This is a genomic window from Noviherbaspirillum autotrophicum (genome assembly GCF_000818395.1).
GTDB lineage: Bacteria > Pseudomonadota > Gammaproteobacteria > Burkholderiales > Burkholderiaceae_D > Noviherbaspirillum > Noviherbaspirillum autotrophicum.
The window spans coordinates 4,151,136-4,167,219 of sequence record NZ_JWJG01000028.1 but is presented as its reverse complement, the minus strand read 5'-3'; the positions used below and the strand labels follow the sequence as shown (position 1 = coordinate 4,167,219).

The window sequence follows — 16,084 nt, the reverse complement described above, 5'->3', positions numbered from 1 at the left end:
ACAGATATGGACATCATCGCCACTGTAAATTCTGTAACGGCTCGTAATCGTGCTGGGCATGCGGTATGGCTGCAGGTTCCCGTCCCCTGGTCAGCACCAGTGAGAACAGCAGCAAGTGGGTGACGAATTCCCCGCTGAATATGCTGCTCATGTTGAGCGGCGCTTCAGTAAAGTAGCGAATGAAAATGACCCAGAACAGGGCGAGTGAAAATCCCCGGGTCGCCGTATTCGATGCAAATGCCTGGCGAAACAGCACGAATGTGTAGACCAGGAGCCCGAGCAGGCCGAGCAGGCCGGCAACCGACAGCGATTGCAGAAACTGGTTGTGTGCATGGTAAGCGTAATTCATTCCGCTCAAGCGGCGGAACTCCACGTCCCACATCGAGGTTCCATAGCCAAACAACGGGTTTTGTTTCCAGGTATCGATGGCGAGCGCCCAGATGTCGGTACGCCCGGTCAGCGATGTGACCTGTTCATCGTTGGCCAGTTTGGCGAACGGGTCCAGAATGAAAATATAGGCCAGCGCCGTCACCGCTGCCAGTCCGAGCAGGCAAGCCAGGATAGGACGCGAAAAGCTGCGCAGCGTATACGCGGAATGGCGTGGGCGGCCGCGCGTTTCGGCCGCATACAGCAAGTGTCCCCACCACAGCGTCGGGATGGCGATGATTGCGGCAAACCATGCCGTCTTGGACTGCGACAGGACAAGCACGATCAAGCCCACAACGTATCCGGCCAGCTGCAGCAGACGGCTGCTAAACGGTCGGTAAATCTGCAGGAGCAGCAGGACCAGCGCAAGCGGGCCGATGCTGTTCGGGTTCGAGCCCAGTCCCCACAGGCGGATATGGATCGATGGCAGGACGCCCGCATAGTTTTGCTGAACCGCAGCTTGTGGAAAGAGCGGAATGGCGGCCACGCTGGCGATGCAGAACAACAGCAGGCCCCATTTGGTGGCGTCGATCATTGGCGTGAAACCCTTGCCCCGACTCAAATACACCACGAGGAAGACCAGTGCCGGATAGATAAGACGCTGGTCGAAGACAGGCTTGATGCCGAAAATATTGTTGAGAACGGCATTGGTGACGTAAAAAAACAAGAAGGCGGCAAACAAGGCGCCGCCTTGCCGCGGCCGGCTTTCATGGGACTGTGAGGTAGAAATCAGCCGCGCTATGCAAATGCCGAGCACCAGGGCAGTTACCAGTCGCAACAGCCAGACCAGGATGGCGGATTCTTCGCCCGAGGCGGTGCCGATTTCGAATTCCGCATTCGTGATGTTGCGGTCGGAAAGCACGCTGCTGGCCGCAGTTGCCGCAAGAACGACGGGACTGATCAAGGCGAGCAGCCACTTGTTGAAATGCCGGTTGATGTCGACAAAGAAGCCCACTGCCAGCATTCCAATTCCACACATCACGATGGCGCCGAAAAAATAGAGCAGCATCGTGGAAAGTTGATTGTCAACCATTTTTCTCGACCTTTCAGATGGATCTTTTCAAGTGCCCCCGGTACAGGAAGCGCACGATCTTTTCGCTGCTGCGTTTCGGCAGGCGCATCGCGATTTTTTCAAAGAGTTGCGCAACATGGTGATTCACCAGGTTGGGGAATATCCATAGCGACAGCAGCATTCCTGCCAAGCCGGCCACAATGTCGGCACCGAGCCACAGCAACGGCAGTTCCACCGTTTGTCGTGCGGCGAGATCGACGACGGCAATCAGGATGGCCGTGATGGCAGTGGTAACGACGCCGCCCCGCATGGACCGAAAGACGCGCCGTAACCCGAGATCGAGCGCATGGCAGGTGGTTGCGACGATCGCGGTGGCGCGCACGAGATACATGCCGAACACGACCCATGCGACCGTATCGAGCGAGACCATGGCCGCAAATGCCGCTATGATCACGAAGCCGATTGCGACCGGGATCTGGATCAGGAATTCCTTTTGTGTTTGTCCTGAAACCCATAGCAGGGGCGTTGCCATCCCCAGCAGCAGGTATAGCGGCATGGCCAGCGCGATCGGTCGCAGGACGTCGGCCGCTCCCAGCCATGCATTGCCGTAGAGCGCTTGCAGGATTGTTTCGGAGGCGACGGCGATGCCCGCAAATACCGGGAACAGCACCAGCGTCACAACGCCCATCATCGTCAGCAGCGCCTTGCGCAATCGGTCGAAGTCGTCCTGCACGCGCGCGCTGGTGGAAAACAGGGCGGATTGAATGACGGCGATGATAGTCAGCGTCGGATTCGACACCAGGTTGTACGAAAGCGAGTAAAGACCGATTTGCGCCGCTGGGAAGGCACGCCCGATGATGACGCGGTCGACATTGCCGATGATCCAGTTGATGACATTGGTAAGGAAAACGCGCGCGCCGTACACGACCAGCTGGCTTTCGTCGCGCCGCCATAGCACGATGCCGATCGGATGCCGCGATTTCCGGAACATCAGTGCCAGATTCAGCACTTCGCTGCTGATGAAGGCGGCAATCAGCGCCCAGACCTGTTGGCCGAGCACCGCAAGCGGAATGCCGATGAAAATGTAGCCGACGATATAGCTTAAGACCTGCGCGGTCTGGATCGACTTGAAATCGAGCTCCCGCTTCAGCAGGTTGATCGAGAGCGACGCGAGCGCGGTGATGAAGCAGATGACGGACGCGACGCGGATGACAGGGATGACGCGCGCCTCGTTGAAGAAATGTGACAGCGGAGCAGCCAGAAAATACACGATGCAGGAGACTGTCGCGCCGAGAATGACTTGCCATGTGAATACGAATTTGATGTCCAGGTCGCTGATGGTCTTTTTCTGGATCAAGCCGTAGGAAATGCCGACGTCGGAGAAAAATTTGCTGAAGCTGAGGACGATGGATGCAATGGCGAAAATCCCGTACTCGGACGGTCCGAGCAGGCGCGCCAGAATGATTTGCGTAATGATCTGCAGCAGTGCGCGCAATACCGAACCGAAGCTGCCCCAGAATACGGCAGTGATTCCCTTGCTTGATAGATTGGCTTTTTTATCCATACCGGATTGTGCGATGTGAAAGGCGGTGGGCGAGAATGCAGCTTCTTGTCGATGTATCGTCTTTCAGCTCCGATAAAGAAGAGGTAGTCAGAAGAGACAGCCGCAAGGCGTGGCGGCGCGGGGAGATTGCCGGGGCCGGGCACGCAAGGCCGGCAATCGCAGGTGTTTTCACGATACGTCTTGCGCTTTCCTAATTGCCGGTCACGCTCTCCTGGAACTGCCGATAGGTTTCGATCAGCCCTGCCTGAAGGGAGACACTGGGATGCCATCCCAGCCGGGCCAGCTTCGACGTGTCCATCAATTTGCGCGGCGTACCATCTGGTTTGGAAGTATCGAATTCGATGTTCCCCTGATAGCCGACAACCTTGCTGATCAGCTCTGCAATCTCGCGTATTGTGACGTCCTCGCCTGTGCCTACATTGATGTGGGATAACATTGGCGTCGTATTGGTCTCATAGATGGAACGCTCCATTTCCATCACATGGACGCTGGCATCCGCCATGTCGTCGACATACAGGAATTCGCGTCTAGGCGTGCCGGTGCCCCAGATAAGGACCCTTTCCGCGCCATTCATTTTCGCTTCATGAAAACGGCGGATCAGGGCGGGAATGACATGGCTGTTTTCCGGGTGGTAGTTGTCGCCGGGGCCATAGAGATTGGTTGGCATGACACTGCGGAAGTCGGCGCCATACTGCCGGCGATAGCTTTCGCACATCTTGATCCCGGCGATCTTCGCAATCGCGTAAGGCTCATTGGTCGCTTCTAGCGGTCCCGTCATCAGGTATTCTTCCCTCATGGGCTGTTGCGCCATGCGCGGGTAGATGCAGGATGAGCCGAGGAACAGCAGCTTCTTGACGCCGGCGCGCCACGCCTCATGAATGATATTGGCCTCGATCATCAGGTTGTCGTAGATGAATTCTGCCGGGTAGGTATTGTTGGCATGGATACCGCCGACGCGGGCAGCAGCGAGATACACTTCATCGATCGATTGCGATTCGAAGAAGGCGCGTACTTGCGCCTGCTGGGTGAGGTCCAGCTCCGCATGAGTGCGGGTAACGATGTTGCTGTAGTCGCGCTTGCGTAGCGTTCGCACAATGGCCGATCCCACCAGGCCGCGATGTCCGGCAACATAAATGCGCTTGTCTGATTCCTTGTTCATGCTCTTCCTCTTGAATTGTCATGGCACGATGCATCATGCATTTTAGCCAGCCGTGCGACGGGGATGATTGGCGTGTGTCATGTTGCTGGCGCGACCTGCTGGTTCGCTGAGCATTTCTTCTGCAATCTGAGGCCGCGCAGGCGCGGGCGGCGCGGAAGATAGTGCTGTTGCCGGGACCGGATGCCGGTTCGGCTGCTGCACCAGGGTGGGACCGGACTCACGCTCTGCGTCTCATCAATATGCGTTCTTTCCCGTCCATCCTTTGAAAGCAGTCCAGACAATGATGCGTATATCCATCCATAACGACCAGTTCTGGATATAGTGCAGATCGAACTGCACCCGCTTGGCCATCTTGTCCACCGTGTCGGTTTCGCCTCTGTGCCCATGTATCTGCGCCCAGCCGGTGATGCCCGGCTTGACGCGGTGGCGCAGCATGTACATTTCGAGCAAATCCTTGTACAGCTCGTTATGCTGCAGCGCATGTGGCCGCGGACCAACAACCGACATGTCTCCCAGCAGGACGTTGATAAACTGGGGCAGCTCGTCCAGGCTGGTGCGCCGCAGGAAGGCACCGATCGGCGTGATGCGCGGATCGTTCTTGGTCGCCTGCGTCACCGTGCCATGTTCTTCGTGGACCTTCATCGTGCGGAACTTGTAGACGTTGAATTTTTTTCCGTTCAGTCCCAGCCTCGGCTGCTTGAAGAATATCGGTCCCGGCGATGACTGCTTGATGAGCACCGCCAGCACCACGAATAGTGGAATCAGCAGGATCAGCGCAACCAGCGCAAATACCTTGTCGAAGATATCCTTGACGATACCGTTCAACCCGCTCGAAATGGGCTGATTCAGATCGACCACCGGGAAGCCGAGGAAGTTGGTCATCTTGTTGCTGAGCATTTGCAGGCCGAGGATGTCGGGCGCCCAGCGGATGTCGACCAGCGTATTACGCAACAGGTACTGCAGCTGCTGCAGCTTGGGCGACTCCATCAGCGGCAGGGTGATCCAGATTTCGTGGATGTGATTTGCCACGACGTATTCATGGATTTTTTGCAGGTCGGGGATGCGTACGATCGTGGGATCGGTAATCTTGCAGGCGTCTTCCGGAGCAGCATGAACCGCGACCACGTCGTAGCCGGCCCAGTCGAGGTCGTGTGCTCGACGGTGCAATTCCTGTCCGGTGGTGCCATAGCCCACAAGCACCACGCGCTTGCTGTTCAAGCCCTTGGTGCGCAAGTAGCGCAGCACGAAGTAGACCGCGGAGCGATACGCCATCAGCATGGCAACGCCTATGGCGTACCAGTAGAAAAGCCAGAGCCGCGACACATGGCCGACGTGATGGATCATGAAGCTGAAGAACAACCCGATCATCAGCACGAGCGCCCATGACGCTGCCAGGCGCAGGAACAGGTCGGGCAGGGAGCGGCCGCGCCATGATCCATACAGCTCAAGCTGTGGAAACAGGAGGAAGGCGAGGGCACTGCAGAAATGGAGCAACACTGCATGAATCGGCTCTGCGTCGAGCAAGGGAACCTGAAAATGAAGTTGGCTGGCGACGGCGCCGGCAAGCTCAAGCGCCACAACATCCATCAGCCTCATCGATAATTCCATCCGGGAAGAATTATTGCTTATTAAATCTTGCATGGCGTTTCTGGAGTCTCATCGTTTGCAACAGATCCATACCCGCGATGGCCCGGCGCGGTAGGCTTGTTGCGGTTTCGACATAAAGCCGCCGAAGTGCTCTCGCTGCTCAAAAGGCTATTACCTTTTAGACAATGGTAGTCACTAAAGCAAAGGAGAAATTGCTAAGTAGGGTTTGCTTGCGCCGTCTCAAAAAGCAGAATGCTGTGCGTCAAACAGGGTGTTGCGCGCGATCTAAGGATGCAAATTTGTGAGGCAACGCGGCATCGCCAAGGGTGAAAAATGCCCCTTCGGCGCCCCTGATAAGGCGTCCGCCAGGGCCGGCGATTGACTGTTCCAATGAACAGCAGAATGATCCGCACAATCGGTCGATGCGCTATCATTCGTTTCCATGAATATTGATGAAGCTCAAGAACGTACGGCGTACGAATTGATTGGCGGAGCGACCAAGCTGCGCGAACTGGTCGACCGCTTTTACGACTTGATGGAACTCGAACCGGAATTCGCCGGCATCCGTGCCATGCACCCGACGCCGCTGGATAGCTCACGCGACAAGTTGTACTGGTTTCTTTCCGGCTGGATGGGAGGTCCGGACATGTACATCGAACGCTTTGGCCATCCGCGTCTGCGCGCCCGGCACCTGCCGTATCCAATTGCCTCGGACGAGCGCGACCAGTGGCTGCGCTGCATGGCGTGGGCCATGCAAGACGTGGGCGTTGAGGAAAGCCTGCAGGAGCGCATGATGCAGTCGTTCTACCAGACGGCCGACTGGATGCGCAACCGCGCTGGCTGACGCCCGCCTATCTGACGAGCAAGGAGCCTGGCTCCTCGTCCTTCCTGTTATACGGATATTTTCATGAATGCAATAACGCTCATTACGCTGCTGCTGATTGCGGCAGTCATTATTTTGCAACTCGTCATCTTGTTGCGCACCCGCGCCAAGGATGTGTCGCCCCAGCTGCTGCAATTGCAGGACGATCTGCAGCGCCACCAGCAGCAAACCGGCGAGCGCGTCGAGCGCGAATTGCGCAACCAGGTGCAGACGACGGCGCAGAGCACGCGCCAGGAACTGGGCGCCAATATCGGGCAATTCCAGCAAGCGCTGATTTCACAGCTGACCAGTATGGCCACGATTCAGAACAACCAGATCGACTCGTTTGCGCAACAGCTTGCCAAGATGAGCGAGTTGAACGCCCAGCAGCTCGATGCGATGCGCCAAGCCATCACAGCGCAGGCGCAAAGCGGTCGTGAAGAGCAGTCGGCGGCGCTCAAGCGCTTCGGCGACACGCTCAACCAGTCGCTCACGGTGCTGACCGAATCGAACGCGCAGCGCATGGCGGAAGTGCGCGCCACGCTGGAAGCGAAGATCCGCGACCTGCAGACCGATAACGGCGCACGGCTGGAAGAAATGCGCAAGACGGTCGACGAGAAGCTGCATGCCACGCTGGAGCAGCGCCTGGGCGAATCGTTCAAGCTGGTGTCGGACCGGCTGGATAAGGTGCACCAGGGCTTGGGTGAGATGCAGCAGCTCGCCATCGGCGTGGGCGACCTGAAGCGGGTACTGACCAACGTGAAAACGCGCGGCACCTGGGGCGAAGTGCAGCTGGAAATGCTGTTGGAACAAGTGCTCACGCCAGACCAGTACGCCAAGAATGTCGAGACGGTGCCGGGCACCGGCGAGCGTGTCGAGTTCGCCGTCAAGCTGCCGGGGCAGGAGGACTGCGGACGGCCGGTGTGGATGCCAATCGACGCGAAATTCCCGAAAGAGCAGTACGAGCGCTTGGCCGAAGCTGCCGAGCTGGCCGACGCCGACGGCGTGGCCGCGGCCGGAAAGGAGCTTGAGCGGGCGGTGCGTCTCGAAGCCAAGACCATTGCCGAAAAATACCTGTCGCCGCCGCTGACTACCGATTTCGCCATCCTGTTCCTGCCGACCGAAGGCTTGTATGCGGAAGTCATGCGCCGCCCCGGCCTAGCTGACGAATTGCAGCGCGTGTGTCGTGTCAGCATTGCCGGCCCATCGACGCTGTCGGCCTTGCTCAACAGCCTGCAGATGGGTTTCCGCACGCTGGCGCTGGAGAAACGGTCGTCCGAAGTTTGGCAAGTGCTGGGCGCGGTCAAGACTGAATTCGGCAAGTTCGGCGACGTGCTGGCGGCCACCAAGAATACGCTTGAACGTGCTGCAAAGAACATCGAGCAGGCGGAAACCCGCACGCGCCAGATGTCGCGCAAGCTCAAGTCGGTGGAAGCCTTGCCTTCCGAAACTGCGCAACTGTTGTTGGGGACCGAGGCATCCGAAGCGAATGAAGACTAAGATGCTCCTAGAAACGCCAGTGCTGCCGGGCGGGCGGCCTGCGCCAAGCTCTGATCTTCCACATTTCACACGCCTTGCCGCGCAACACATATGGAAATAGCGATCCTGTTCGGTTTGATTCTGCTGAATGGCTTGTTTGCCATGTCCGAAATTGCGCTGGTCACTGCCCGCAGGGCGCGCCTGCAAAAACTGGCCGATGCCGGCGATACGGCCGCCGGCGCCGCAATCCAGCTGGGCGACGATCCGAATCGCTTCCTGTCCACGGTGCAGATCGGGATCACTTCAATCGGCATTTTGAACGGTATCGTCGGCGAAGCGACGCTGGCGCAGCCGTTCGCGCTCTGGCTGCAGGGCCTCGGCATGCGGCAGTCGGTGTCGCAGTATTTCGCCACCGGACTGGTGGTGTTCAGCATTACCTATTTTTCCATCGTGCTGGGCGAACTGGTGCCCAAGCGGGTCGGACAGATCAGCCCGGAACCGATCGCGCGCCTGGTGGCGCGGCCGATGCTGTGGCTGGCGGCAATCTCGAAGCCCTTCGTGCGTTTCCTGTCCGGCTCCACGCAGCTGGTATTGCATGCGATCGGCGTGAGCGAGCGGTCCGAGCCGAGCGTGACCCAGGAAGAGATCAACCTGCTGCTGGCCGAAGGATCGAGCGCCGGCGTGATCGAGCACCATGAGCACCAGATGGTGCGCAATGTGTTCCGCCTGGACGACCGCCAGATTGCATCGCTCATGGTGCCGCGCAGTGACGTCGTGTATTTCGACGTGGACGTTTCGCTGCAGACCAATCTCAAGCGCTTCGAAGAAACCGATCATTCGCGCTATCCGGTATTGCGCGGCGGTTGGGACGAGGTGCTGGGGGTAGTCAGCGCGCGCCAGCTTCTGGCCCAGACGCTGCGCGGTGAACAGCCGAACCTGACGGAGCACCTGCAGCCGGCGGTCTTTGTGCCGGAATCGCTGACCGGCATGGAGCTGCTGGAAAACTTCAAGAACTCCGGCGTGCAGCTGGCGTTCATCGTCGACGAGTACGGCCAGGTGCAGGGCATCGTCACGCTGCAGGACGTGATGGAAGCGATTACCGGCGAGTTCAAGACGCCGCGCGCCGAAGAAGCCTGGGCAGTGCAACGCGAGGATGGCTCCTGGCTGCTCGACGGATTGATCCCGGTGCCGGAACTCAAGGACCGCCTGAGTATGAATGGCGTGCCGGAAGAAGAGCGCGGGCGCTACAACACGCTGAGCGGAATGATGATGCTCCTCCTCGGGAGGCTGCCGCAAACGGGCGACCGCTGCGAGTGGGAAAACTGGCGTTTCGAAATCGTCGATATCGACGGCAAGCGGATCGACAAGGTACTGGCATCGCCCAAGCCACCGGAAGTGCCGGACGTTAGCGATAAAGCCTGAAATATATTGCCCTTGCTTGATCTGGATGCGCCAATTGCGCTGCGGCGCAGTGCCATCGTCAAGGTCTATTGATAAAATCGGCGCATATGGTTCGGTTTCATCAAACTCGCCGCTTTGCCGCGCTTCTGGCGCTTGCCAGCCTGCTGTTCCTGCAACTGGCAGTGGCGGCATATGCCTGTCCGGGCATCGATCCCCTGCGGATCGCTGCAGCCGCCGATGAGGGCATGCAAGATTGCCACGGCATGGATACGGCGCAGCCGAACCTGTGCCAGGCGCATCAGCAGGCCGGCAGTCAGTTGCTCGACAAGCCGCCATCCCCGGACATTCAGCCGTTCGTTCCCGCCGCATTGCAGCGGGAAGTCGTCGTTGCCGCCATGCGGCAGGAGCCCAGGCACGCGCCTCCCGATGATGTCGTCCTGACGCGGGCGACCGCGCCGCCACATGCGATAGACCACTGCTGTTTGCGCATTTGAAACCCCGGGCCGCTTGAATTGCCGAGCATTGTTGTTATGCACGGCCGGCTGACGCTTGTCTGGAGGATTTTCATGTCATTGCATCTCAACGCGTCCCTGCGTGGACGATCATTTCTTGTTTGCGGCGCTGCTTTGCTGGGGCTTGCCTGCGTCAATTCCGTATTCGCCGCCGGCGATGCGCTCACGCTGGAGCAGGCGCAACGTATCGCGCTTGAACGTTCGCGCAAGCTGGCGGCGCAGGATCACGCCGCCTCGGCTTCGCGCGACATGGCCGCCGCTGCGGGGCAGTTGCCCGATCCCGTGCTGAAGGTCGGCATCGACAACTTGCCGGTCGAAGGACCGGACCGCTACAGCATCGCGCGCGATTCCATGACCATGCGCCGGATCGGCGTGATGCAGGAATTCACTCGCGCCGACAAGCGCCACTGGCGGGCCGAACGTTTCGTGCGCGAAGCGGAAAAAATCCAGGCTGAGACGGCGGCCATGGCTGCCGCCATCGAACGCGACACCGCACTTGCCTGGCTCGACAGCTACTACGCGGAAGCAACGGTGCGCCTATTCGACGAGCAGATCGCTCAGGCCCGGCAGGAAGTCGAAGCCGCTCAAGGCGCCTACCGTGGCGGACGCGGCGTGCAGGCCGACCTTGTCAACGCGCGCAGCGGGCTGGCCGCGCTGGAAGAGCGGGCGGCTCAGGCCAGAAATCGCGTGCGTAACGCCAAGACGATGCTGGCGCGCTGGATTGGCGAGGCGGCCGGTACGGCGCTCTCAGGCGCACCGGACACCAGCAGCGTCCGGCTTAGCGGTGCAGAGATCGAAGGCGAACTCGCTCACCATCCGCAAATTACGGCACTGGGCAGGCAGGAAGCCATTGCCGAGGCCGAAGCGCGCCTTGCAGAAGCCAACCGCCAGTCCGACTGGGCCGTGGAGGTGATGTTCAGCCAGCGCGGGCCATCTTACGACAACATGATTTCGGTCGGCGTGTCGATGCCGCTGCAGTGGGACCGGAAAAACCGGCAGGATCGCGAGCTGTCGGCGAAGCTGGAGCAACTGGAGCAGGCGAGGGCGGAACGCGACGATGCGCTGCGCGCCCATGTCGCCGAAATACAGGCCATGTTCAACGAATGGGAAAGCACGCGCGAGCGCCGCGCCCGCTACGAGCGCGAGCTGATTCCGTTCAGCCGGGAGCGTTCGGCGGTGGTGCTGGCCGCCTATCGTGGCGGCAAGGCTGGGCTGGCCGATGTGCTGGCCGCGCGCCGCAATGAAATCGACGTGCGCATGCTGGCGCTGCAGCTCGACGCGGACATCGGCCGCCTGTGGGCACAGATCAATTTCCTTATTCCGGCGAGCGGCGCCGCATCCCGGACAATGATGGACAAGGACAGCAAATGAAAACCAGGGATATTGTTCTCGCACTCGGCGCGTGCGCGCTGCTCGGCGCCGGCGGCTACGGGCTGTACCGGCTGGGCGTCAGCCAGGGCGCGCAGAAGGTGCCGCCGCAGACTGCGGCGGCAGAACCGAAGGCCGGCATGACCGACCCGGCGACCGGCCGTCAGATTCTCTATTGGCACGACCCGATGGTCCCGGGTACCAGGTTCGACAAGCCCGGCAAGTCCCCCTACATGGATATGCCGCTGGTGCCGGTCTACGCCGATGCCGGCGGCGACGGCAGCATGGTTAGTATCAGCCCGCGTGTGCAGCAGAACCTGGGAATACGGACCGCGCTGGTGACCCGCGGGCGGCTGGCAGCGACCCTGGAAGCGGTCGGCAGCGTCGCCTACAACGAGCGTGACGTGGCGCTGGTGCAAGCGCGCAGCAACGGCTTTGTTGAACGACTGGCGGTACGCGCGCCGCTCGATCGCGTGCGGCGTGGCCAGACACTCGCCGAACTGTATGTGCCCGACTGGATCGCGGCGCAGGAAGAATACCTGGCGGTGCGGCGCATGCGCGGCGGCGACGAACTGGTGGCCGCCGCGCGTCAGCGCATGGCACTGGCCGGCATGTCCGAAGCTCAGATCCGGCAGGTGGAGGCCAGCGGCAAGACACATGCGCGCATGACGCTCACCGCGCCTATCAGCGGTGTCGTCACCGAGCTGGCCGCGCGCGAGGGCATGACGGTAATGGCCGGCGCCCCCTTGTTCCGGATCAACGGGCTCGACACGGTGTGGGTGAATGCGGAAGTGCCGGAGAATGCCGCATCCCGGCTGCGCCCCGGCATGGAAATCGAAGCGCGTTCCGCGGCCTTGCCGCAAAGCCTGTTCAAGGGCCGCGTCAGCGCCATCCTGCCTGATGTGAATCCGTCCACCCGCACGCTGAAGGCCCGCGTGGAACTGGCCAACACCGCCGGACAGCTGGTGCCCGGCATGTTCGTCACAGTCGGCTTTGCTCCCGAGGCCGGCAAGGATGTCTTGCTGGTGCCGACTGAAGCGGTGATCCGGACCGGGCGGCGCAGCGTCGTGATCGTCGCGCAAGACGATGGCAGGTTCGCGCCGGTCGATGTCGACACCGGCGACGAAGCGAATGGCCGGACCGAGATCCGCAAGGGGCTCGATGCGGCCCAGAAGGTGGTGGTCTCCGGCCAGTTCCTGATCGATTCCGAAGCCAGCCTGAAGGGAACCGCGACCCGCATGGGCGCGGACCAGGCGCCGGAGGCGAAGAAGGGCGGATTGCCGCTGCATCACGGCGAGGGCAAGGTTGAATTCATCAGCCAGGACTCGATCACCATCTCGCATGGACCGATTGCATCCCTGCAGTGGGATGCGATGACGATGGACTTCAAGCTGCCGGCCGGCGGACTGCCGAAGAACATCTCCGTGGGCGATATCGTCGGTTTCGATTTCCGCCAGGCCGCCGACGGCGAATTCGAGATCGCCGCAATGACGCGGCAGGCAGCGGGGGCGCCGCAGGAACACGAACACGAACACGAACACGAGCATCAGCACGAAGCCGGGGGGCACAAATGATTGCCCGACTGATCCGCTGGTCGATCGTCAACCGATTCCTGGTGCTGCTCGCCACGCTGATGGTGGCCGGCTGGGGCGTGTGGTCGCTGTCGAAGACGCCGCTGGACGCGCTGCCCGACCTGTCGGACGTGCAGGTGATCGTGCGCACGAGTTATCCCGGCCAGGCGCCGCAGATCGTCGAGAACCAGGTCACCTATCCGCTGACCACCACGATGCTGTCGGTGCCTGGTGCGAAAACGGTGCGCGGCTATTCCTTCTTCGGCGACTCCTTCGTCTACATCCTGTTCGAAGACGGTACCGATCCCTACTGGGCGCGCTCGCGCGTGCTGGAGTACCTGAACCAGGTACAGTCGCGCCTGCCGGCGCAGGCCAAGGCCGCGCTCGGGCCGGACGCCACCGGCGTAGGATGGGTCTACGAATATGCGCTGGTCGACAAGAGCGGCCGGATGGATCTGTCGCAACTGCGCGCATTGCAGGACTGGTTCCTGAAGTACGAGCTGAAGGCGGTGCCCAACGTGTCGGAAGTCGCATCGGTCGGCGCCATGGTGCGGCAGTACCAGATCGTGCTCGATCCCGGCAAGCTGCGCGCCTACAACGTCACGCATGCCAAGGTGACCGAAGCCGTGCAAAAGGCCAACCAGGAAACCGGCGGCTCGGTGCTGGAACTGGGCGAGGCGGAATACATGGTGCGCGCCTCCGGCTACCTGAAGTCGCTCGACGACTTCCGTAAAATTCCGCTGACGACCAGCGACGCCGGCGTGCCGGTGCTGCTGGGCGATGTCGCGCACCTGCAGATCGGTCCCGAGATGCGACGCGGCATCGCCGACCTGAACGGCGAGGGCGAAGTGGCCGGCGGCGTGATCGTGATGCGCAGCGGGAAAAACGCGCTGGAAACCATTGCCGCAGTCAAGGCCAGGCTCAAGGTCCTGCAGACCAGCCTGCCGCAGGGCGTGGAGATCGTACCGGTCTACGATCGCTCAAGCCTGATCAATCGCGCGGTCAATAACCTGCAGCACAAGCTGATCGAGGAATTCGTGGTGGTGGCGCTGGTGTGCGCGATCTTCCTGGTGCACCTGCGTTCGGCCTTCGTCGCCATCGTGTCGCTGCCGCTGGGCGTGCTGGCCGCCTTCATCGTGATGCGTTATCAGGGCGTGAATGCCAACATCATGTCGCTGGGCGGCATTGCCATCGCAATCGGCGCGATGGTTGATGCCGCTGTAGTGATGATCGAAAACGCGCACAAGCATATCGAGCAATGGAAGCATGCCCATCCGGGACACGCGCTGGAAGGCGAGGAGCAATGGAAGGTGGTCGGGGATGCCGCCGCCGAGGTCGGGCCTGCACTGTTCTTTTCGCTGCTGATCATCACGCTGTCCTTCATCCCGGTATTTACGCTGGAAGCGCAGGAAGGCCGCCTGTTCTCGCCGCTGGCATGGACCAAGACCTATGCAATGGCGGCGGCGGCCGGCTTGTCCGTGACCCTGATCCCGGTGCTGATGGGCTACCTGATCCGCGGACGCATCCCCGATGAGCAGCGCAATCCGCTCAACCGCTTCCTGATCGCCGCCTATCGGCCGATGCTGGAGCGCGTGCTGCGCCATCCCAAGACGACCGTTGCGCTGGCGCTGCTGGTGGCCGGGCTGACCGCCTGGCCCTTAAGCCGGCTGGGTGGCGAATTCATGCCGCCGCTCGATGAAGGCGACCTGCTCTACATGCCGTCGGCCTTGCCCGGCATATCCGCCGGCAAGGTGTCGGAGCTGCTGCAGCAGACCGACCGCCTGATCAAGACCGTGCCGGAAGTGCAGAGCGTGTTCGGCAAGGCAGGGCGTGCCGAGAGTGCGACCGACCCGGCGCCGCTGGAAATGTTCGAAACCACGATCCAGTTCAAGCCGCGTGACCAATGGCGTCCCGGCATGACGCCGGATAAGCTGGTCGAGGAGCTCGACCGCACCGTCAAGGTGCCGGGCCTGTCGAACATCTGGGTGCCGCCGATCCGCAACCGCATCGACATGCTGGCAACCGGGATCAAGAGCCCGGTCGGCATCAAGGTGTCCGGCGCCAGCCTGCAGGAAATCGATCGCATCGCGGTCGAGATCGAGCACGTTGTAAAAGCGGTCCCGGGCGTGAGTTCGGCGCTGGCCGAACGCCTCACCGGCGGACGCTATGTCGATGTCGATATCGACCGCGGCGCGGCGGCGCGCTATGGACTGAACATCGCCGACGTGCAGGGCATCGTGTCGGCTGCGATCGGCGGCGACAACATTGGCGAAACCATCGAAGGCTTGCAGCGCTTCCCGATCAACGTGCGCTATCCGCGCGAGCTGCGCGATTCGGTGGAGCGGCTGCGCAAGCTGCCGGTGCTCACCGAGCGCGGAGCGCAGATCCGTCTGTCGGACGTGGCTGCCATCCGCATCAACGAAGGCCCGCCGATGCTCAAGAGCGAAAATGCGCGCCTGTCCGGCTGGGTCTATGTCGACATTCACGGGCGCGACATGAAATCGGTGGTGCGCGACATGCGCGAAGCGGTGGCCCGGGAGGTGAAGCTGCCGGCCGGTTACGCGCTGTCCTGGTCCGGCCAGTTCGAATACATGGAACGCGCCGCCGCCAAGCTGAAGATCGTGGTGCCGGCCACGCTGCTCATCATTTTCGTGCTGCTGTACCTGACCTTCCGGCGTGCCGACGAAGCGGCGCTGATCATGGCCACGCTGCCATTCGCCCTGGCCGGCGGCATCTGGCTGTTGTGGCTGCTGGACCATCACCTGTCGGTGGCCAGCGGCGTCGGTTTCATTGCGCTGGCCGGCGTCTCGGCTGAATTCGGCGTCATCATGCTCTTGTATCTGAAGCATGCGTGGGAAGAGCGTGTGATGGATGGCAAGACCAGCGAAGCCGATTTGCTCGACGCAATCCGTGCCGGGGCCGTGCTGCGCGTGCGGCCCAAGGCAATGACCGTGGCTGTCATCATCGCGGGTTTGATTCCGATCATGGTCGGTGCCGGCACCGGCTCGGAAATCATGCAACGTATCGCTGCGCCGATGGTCGGAGGGATGATTACTGCGCCGCTCTTGTCGATGTTCGTGATTCCTGCGGTTTACCTGCTGATGCGCCGGCGTTCTGCGCGCAGGTAGGGCACAGGATGGCGG

The 16,084-nt window shown here is 61.1% G+C and carries 11 protein-coding genes; 7 read left to right on the top strand and 4 right to left on the bottom strand.

Annotated features, from left to right (window positions below; all coding sequences use genetic code 11):
* Positions 1 to 13: 13 nt before the first annotated feature.
* From TSA66_RS20610 to TSA66_RS20595, 4 genes are all read right to left on the bottom strand, one after another.
* Positions 14 to 1,459, bottom strand: coding sequence for an O-antigen ligase family protein (locus TSA66_RS20610; protein WP_040041372.1), 1,446 nt, complete (start codon positions 1,457 to 1,459; stop codon positions 14 to 16).
* A 13-nt stretch (positions 1,460 to 1,472) separates the two neighbouring features.
* Positions 1,473 to 3,002 (bottom strand): lipopolysaccharide biosynthesis protein, encoded by a 1,530-nt coding sequence (locus TSA66_RS20605; protein WP_040041371.1) that lies wholly within the window; start codon positions 3,000 to 3,002, stop codon positions 1,473 to 1,475.
* A 190-nt stretch (positions 3,003 to 3,192) separates the two neighbouring features.
* Positions 3,193 to 4,161, bottom strand: coding sequence for a GDP-L-fucose synthase (gene fcl, locus TSA66_RS20600; protein WP_040041370.1), 969 nt, complete (start codon positions 4,159 to 4,161; stop codon positions 3,193 to 3,195).
* A 234-nt stretch (positions 4,162 to 4,395) separates the two neighbouring features.
* Positions 4,396 to 5,757 (bottom strand): undecaprenyl-phosphate glucose phosphotransferase, encoded by a 1,362-nt coding sequence (locus TSA66_RS20595; protein WP_232429502.1) that lies wholly within the window; start codon positions 5,755 to 5,757, stop codon positions 4,396 to 4,398.
* Between the two features lie 433 nt (positions 5,758 to 6,190).
* Between TSA66_RS20595 and TSA66_RS20590 the strand changes: the two genes are divergently transcribed.
* The 7 genes from TSA66_RS20590 (at position 6,191) to TSA66_RS20560 (ending at position 16,069) form a co-directional block, all read left to right on the top strand.
* Positions 6,191 to 6,592, top strand: a complete 402-nt coding sequence (locus TSA66_RS20590) for a group II truncated hemoglobin (protein ID WP_040041368.1) — start codon at positions 6,191 to 6,193, stop codon at positions 6,590 to 6,592.
* Between the two features lie 63 nt (positions 6,593 to 6,655).
* Positions 6,656 to 8,110, top strand: coding sequence for a DNA recombination protein RmuC (gene rmuC, locus TSA66_RS20585; protein ID WP_040041367.1), 1,455 nt, complete (start codon positions 6,656 to 6,658; stop codon positions 8,108 to 8,110).
* Between the two features lie 90 nt (positions 8,111 to 8,200).
* Entirely contained in the window at positions 8,201 to 9,511 is a 1,311-nt protein-coding gene (locus TSA66_RS20580; RefSeq protein ID WP_040041366.1) for a hemolysin family protein, read from the top strand.
* 86 nt (positions 9,512 to 9,597) lie between these two features.
* Positions 9,598 to 9,984 (top strand): hypothetical protein, encoded by a 387-nt coding sequence (locus TSA66_RS27130; protein WP_157691739.1) that lies wholly within the window; start codon positions 9,598 to 9,600, stop codon positions 9,982 to 9,984.
* Between the two features lie 72 nt (positions 9,985 to 10,056).
* Complete coding sequence (locus TSA66_RS20570) at positions 10,057 to 11,373, top strand: TolC family protein (RefSeq protein ID WP_052452685.1); 1,317 nt, start codon at positions 10,057 to 10,059, stop codon at positions 11,371 to 11,373.
* Positions 11,370 to 12,944 carry an efflux RND transporter periplasmic adaptor subunit gene (locus TSA66_RS20565; protein WP_052452477.1) on the top strand — a complete coding sequence of 525 codons (1,575 nt, stop codon included), beginning with the start codon at positions 11,370 to 11,372 and terminating at the stop codon, positions 12,942 to 12,944. Before TSA66_RS20570 ends, TSA66_RS20565 begins: the two co-directional genes overlap by 4 nt.
* Positions 12,941 to 16,069 (top strand): efflux RND transporter permease subunit, encoded by a 3,129-nt coding sequence (locus TSA66_RS20560; protein ID WP_040041363.1) that lies wholly within the window; start codon positions 12,941 to 12,943, stop codon positions 16,067 to 16,069. The genes TSA66_RS20565 and TSA66_RS20560 overlap by 4 nt, the downstream gene beginning before the upstream one ends.
* Positions 16,070 to 16,084 lie beyond the last annotated feature (15 nt).

What these genes read in the sequence shown, in the direction of transcription:
- TSA66_RS20610 (WP_040041372.1), bottom strand. Translation starts at nt 1,459, where the DNA reads ATGGTTGACAATCAACTTTCCACGATGCTGCTCTATTTTTTCGGCGCC.
- TSA66_RS27130 (WP_157691739.1), top strand. Translation starts at nt 9,598, where the DNA reads ATGGTTCGGTTTCATCAAACTCGCCGCTTTGCCGCGCTTCTGGCGCTT.
- fcl (WP_040041370.1), bottom strand. Translation starts at nt 4,161, where the DNA reads ATGAACAAGGAATCAGACAAGCGCATTTATGTTGCCGGACATCGCGGC.
- rmuC (WP_040041367.1), top strand. Translation starts at nt 6,656, where the DNA reads ATGAATGCAATAACGCTCATTACGCTGCTGCTGATTGCGGCAGTCATT.
- TSA66_RS20560 (WP_040041363.1), top strand. Translation starts at nt 12,941, where the DNA reads ATGATTGCCCGACTGATCCGCTGGTCGATCGTCAACCGATTCCTGGTG.
- TSA66_RS20570 (WP_052452685.1), top strand. Translation starts at nt 10,057, where the DNA reads ATGTCATTGCATCTCAACGCGTCCCTGCGTGGACGATCATTTCTTGTT.
- TSA66_RS20595 (WP_232429502.1), bottom strand. Translation starts at nt 5,757, where the DNA reads ATGAGGCTGATGGATGTTGTGGCGCTTGAGCTTGCCGGCGCCGTCGCC.
- TSA66_RS20565 (WP_052452477.1), top strand. Translation starts at nt 11,370, where the DNA reads ATGAAAACCAGGGATATTGTTCTCGCACTCGGCGCGTGCGCGCTGCTC.
- TSA66_RS20590 (WP_040041368.1), top strand. Translation starts at nt 6,191, where the DNA reads ATGAATATTGATGAAGCTCAAGAACGTACGGCGTACGAATTGATTGGC.
- TSA66_RS20580 (WP_040041366.1), top strand. Translation starts at nt 8,201, where the DNA reads ATGGAAATAGCGATCCTGTTCGGTTTGATTCTGCTGAATGGCTTGTTT.
- TSA66_RS20605 (WP_040041371.1), bottom strand. Translation starts at nt 3,002, where the DNA reads ATGGATAAAAAAGCCAATCTATCAAGCAAGGGAATCACTGCCGTATTC.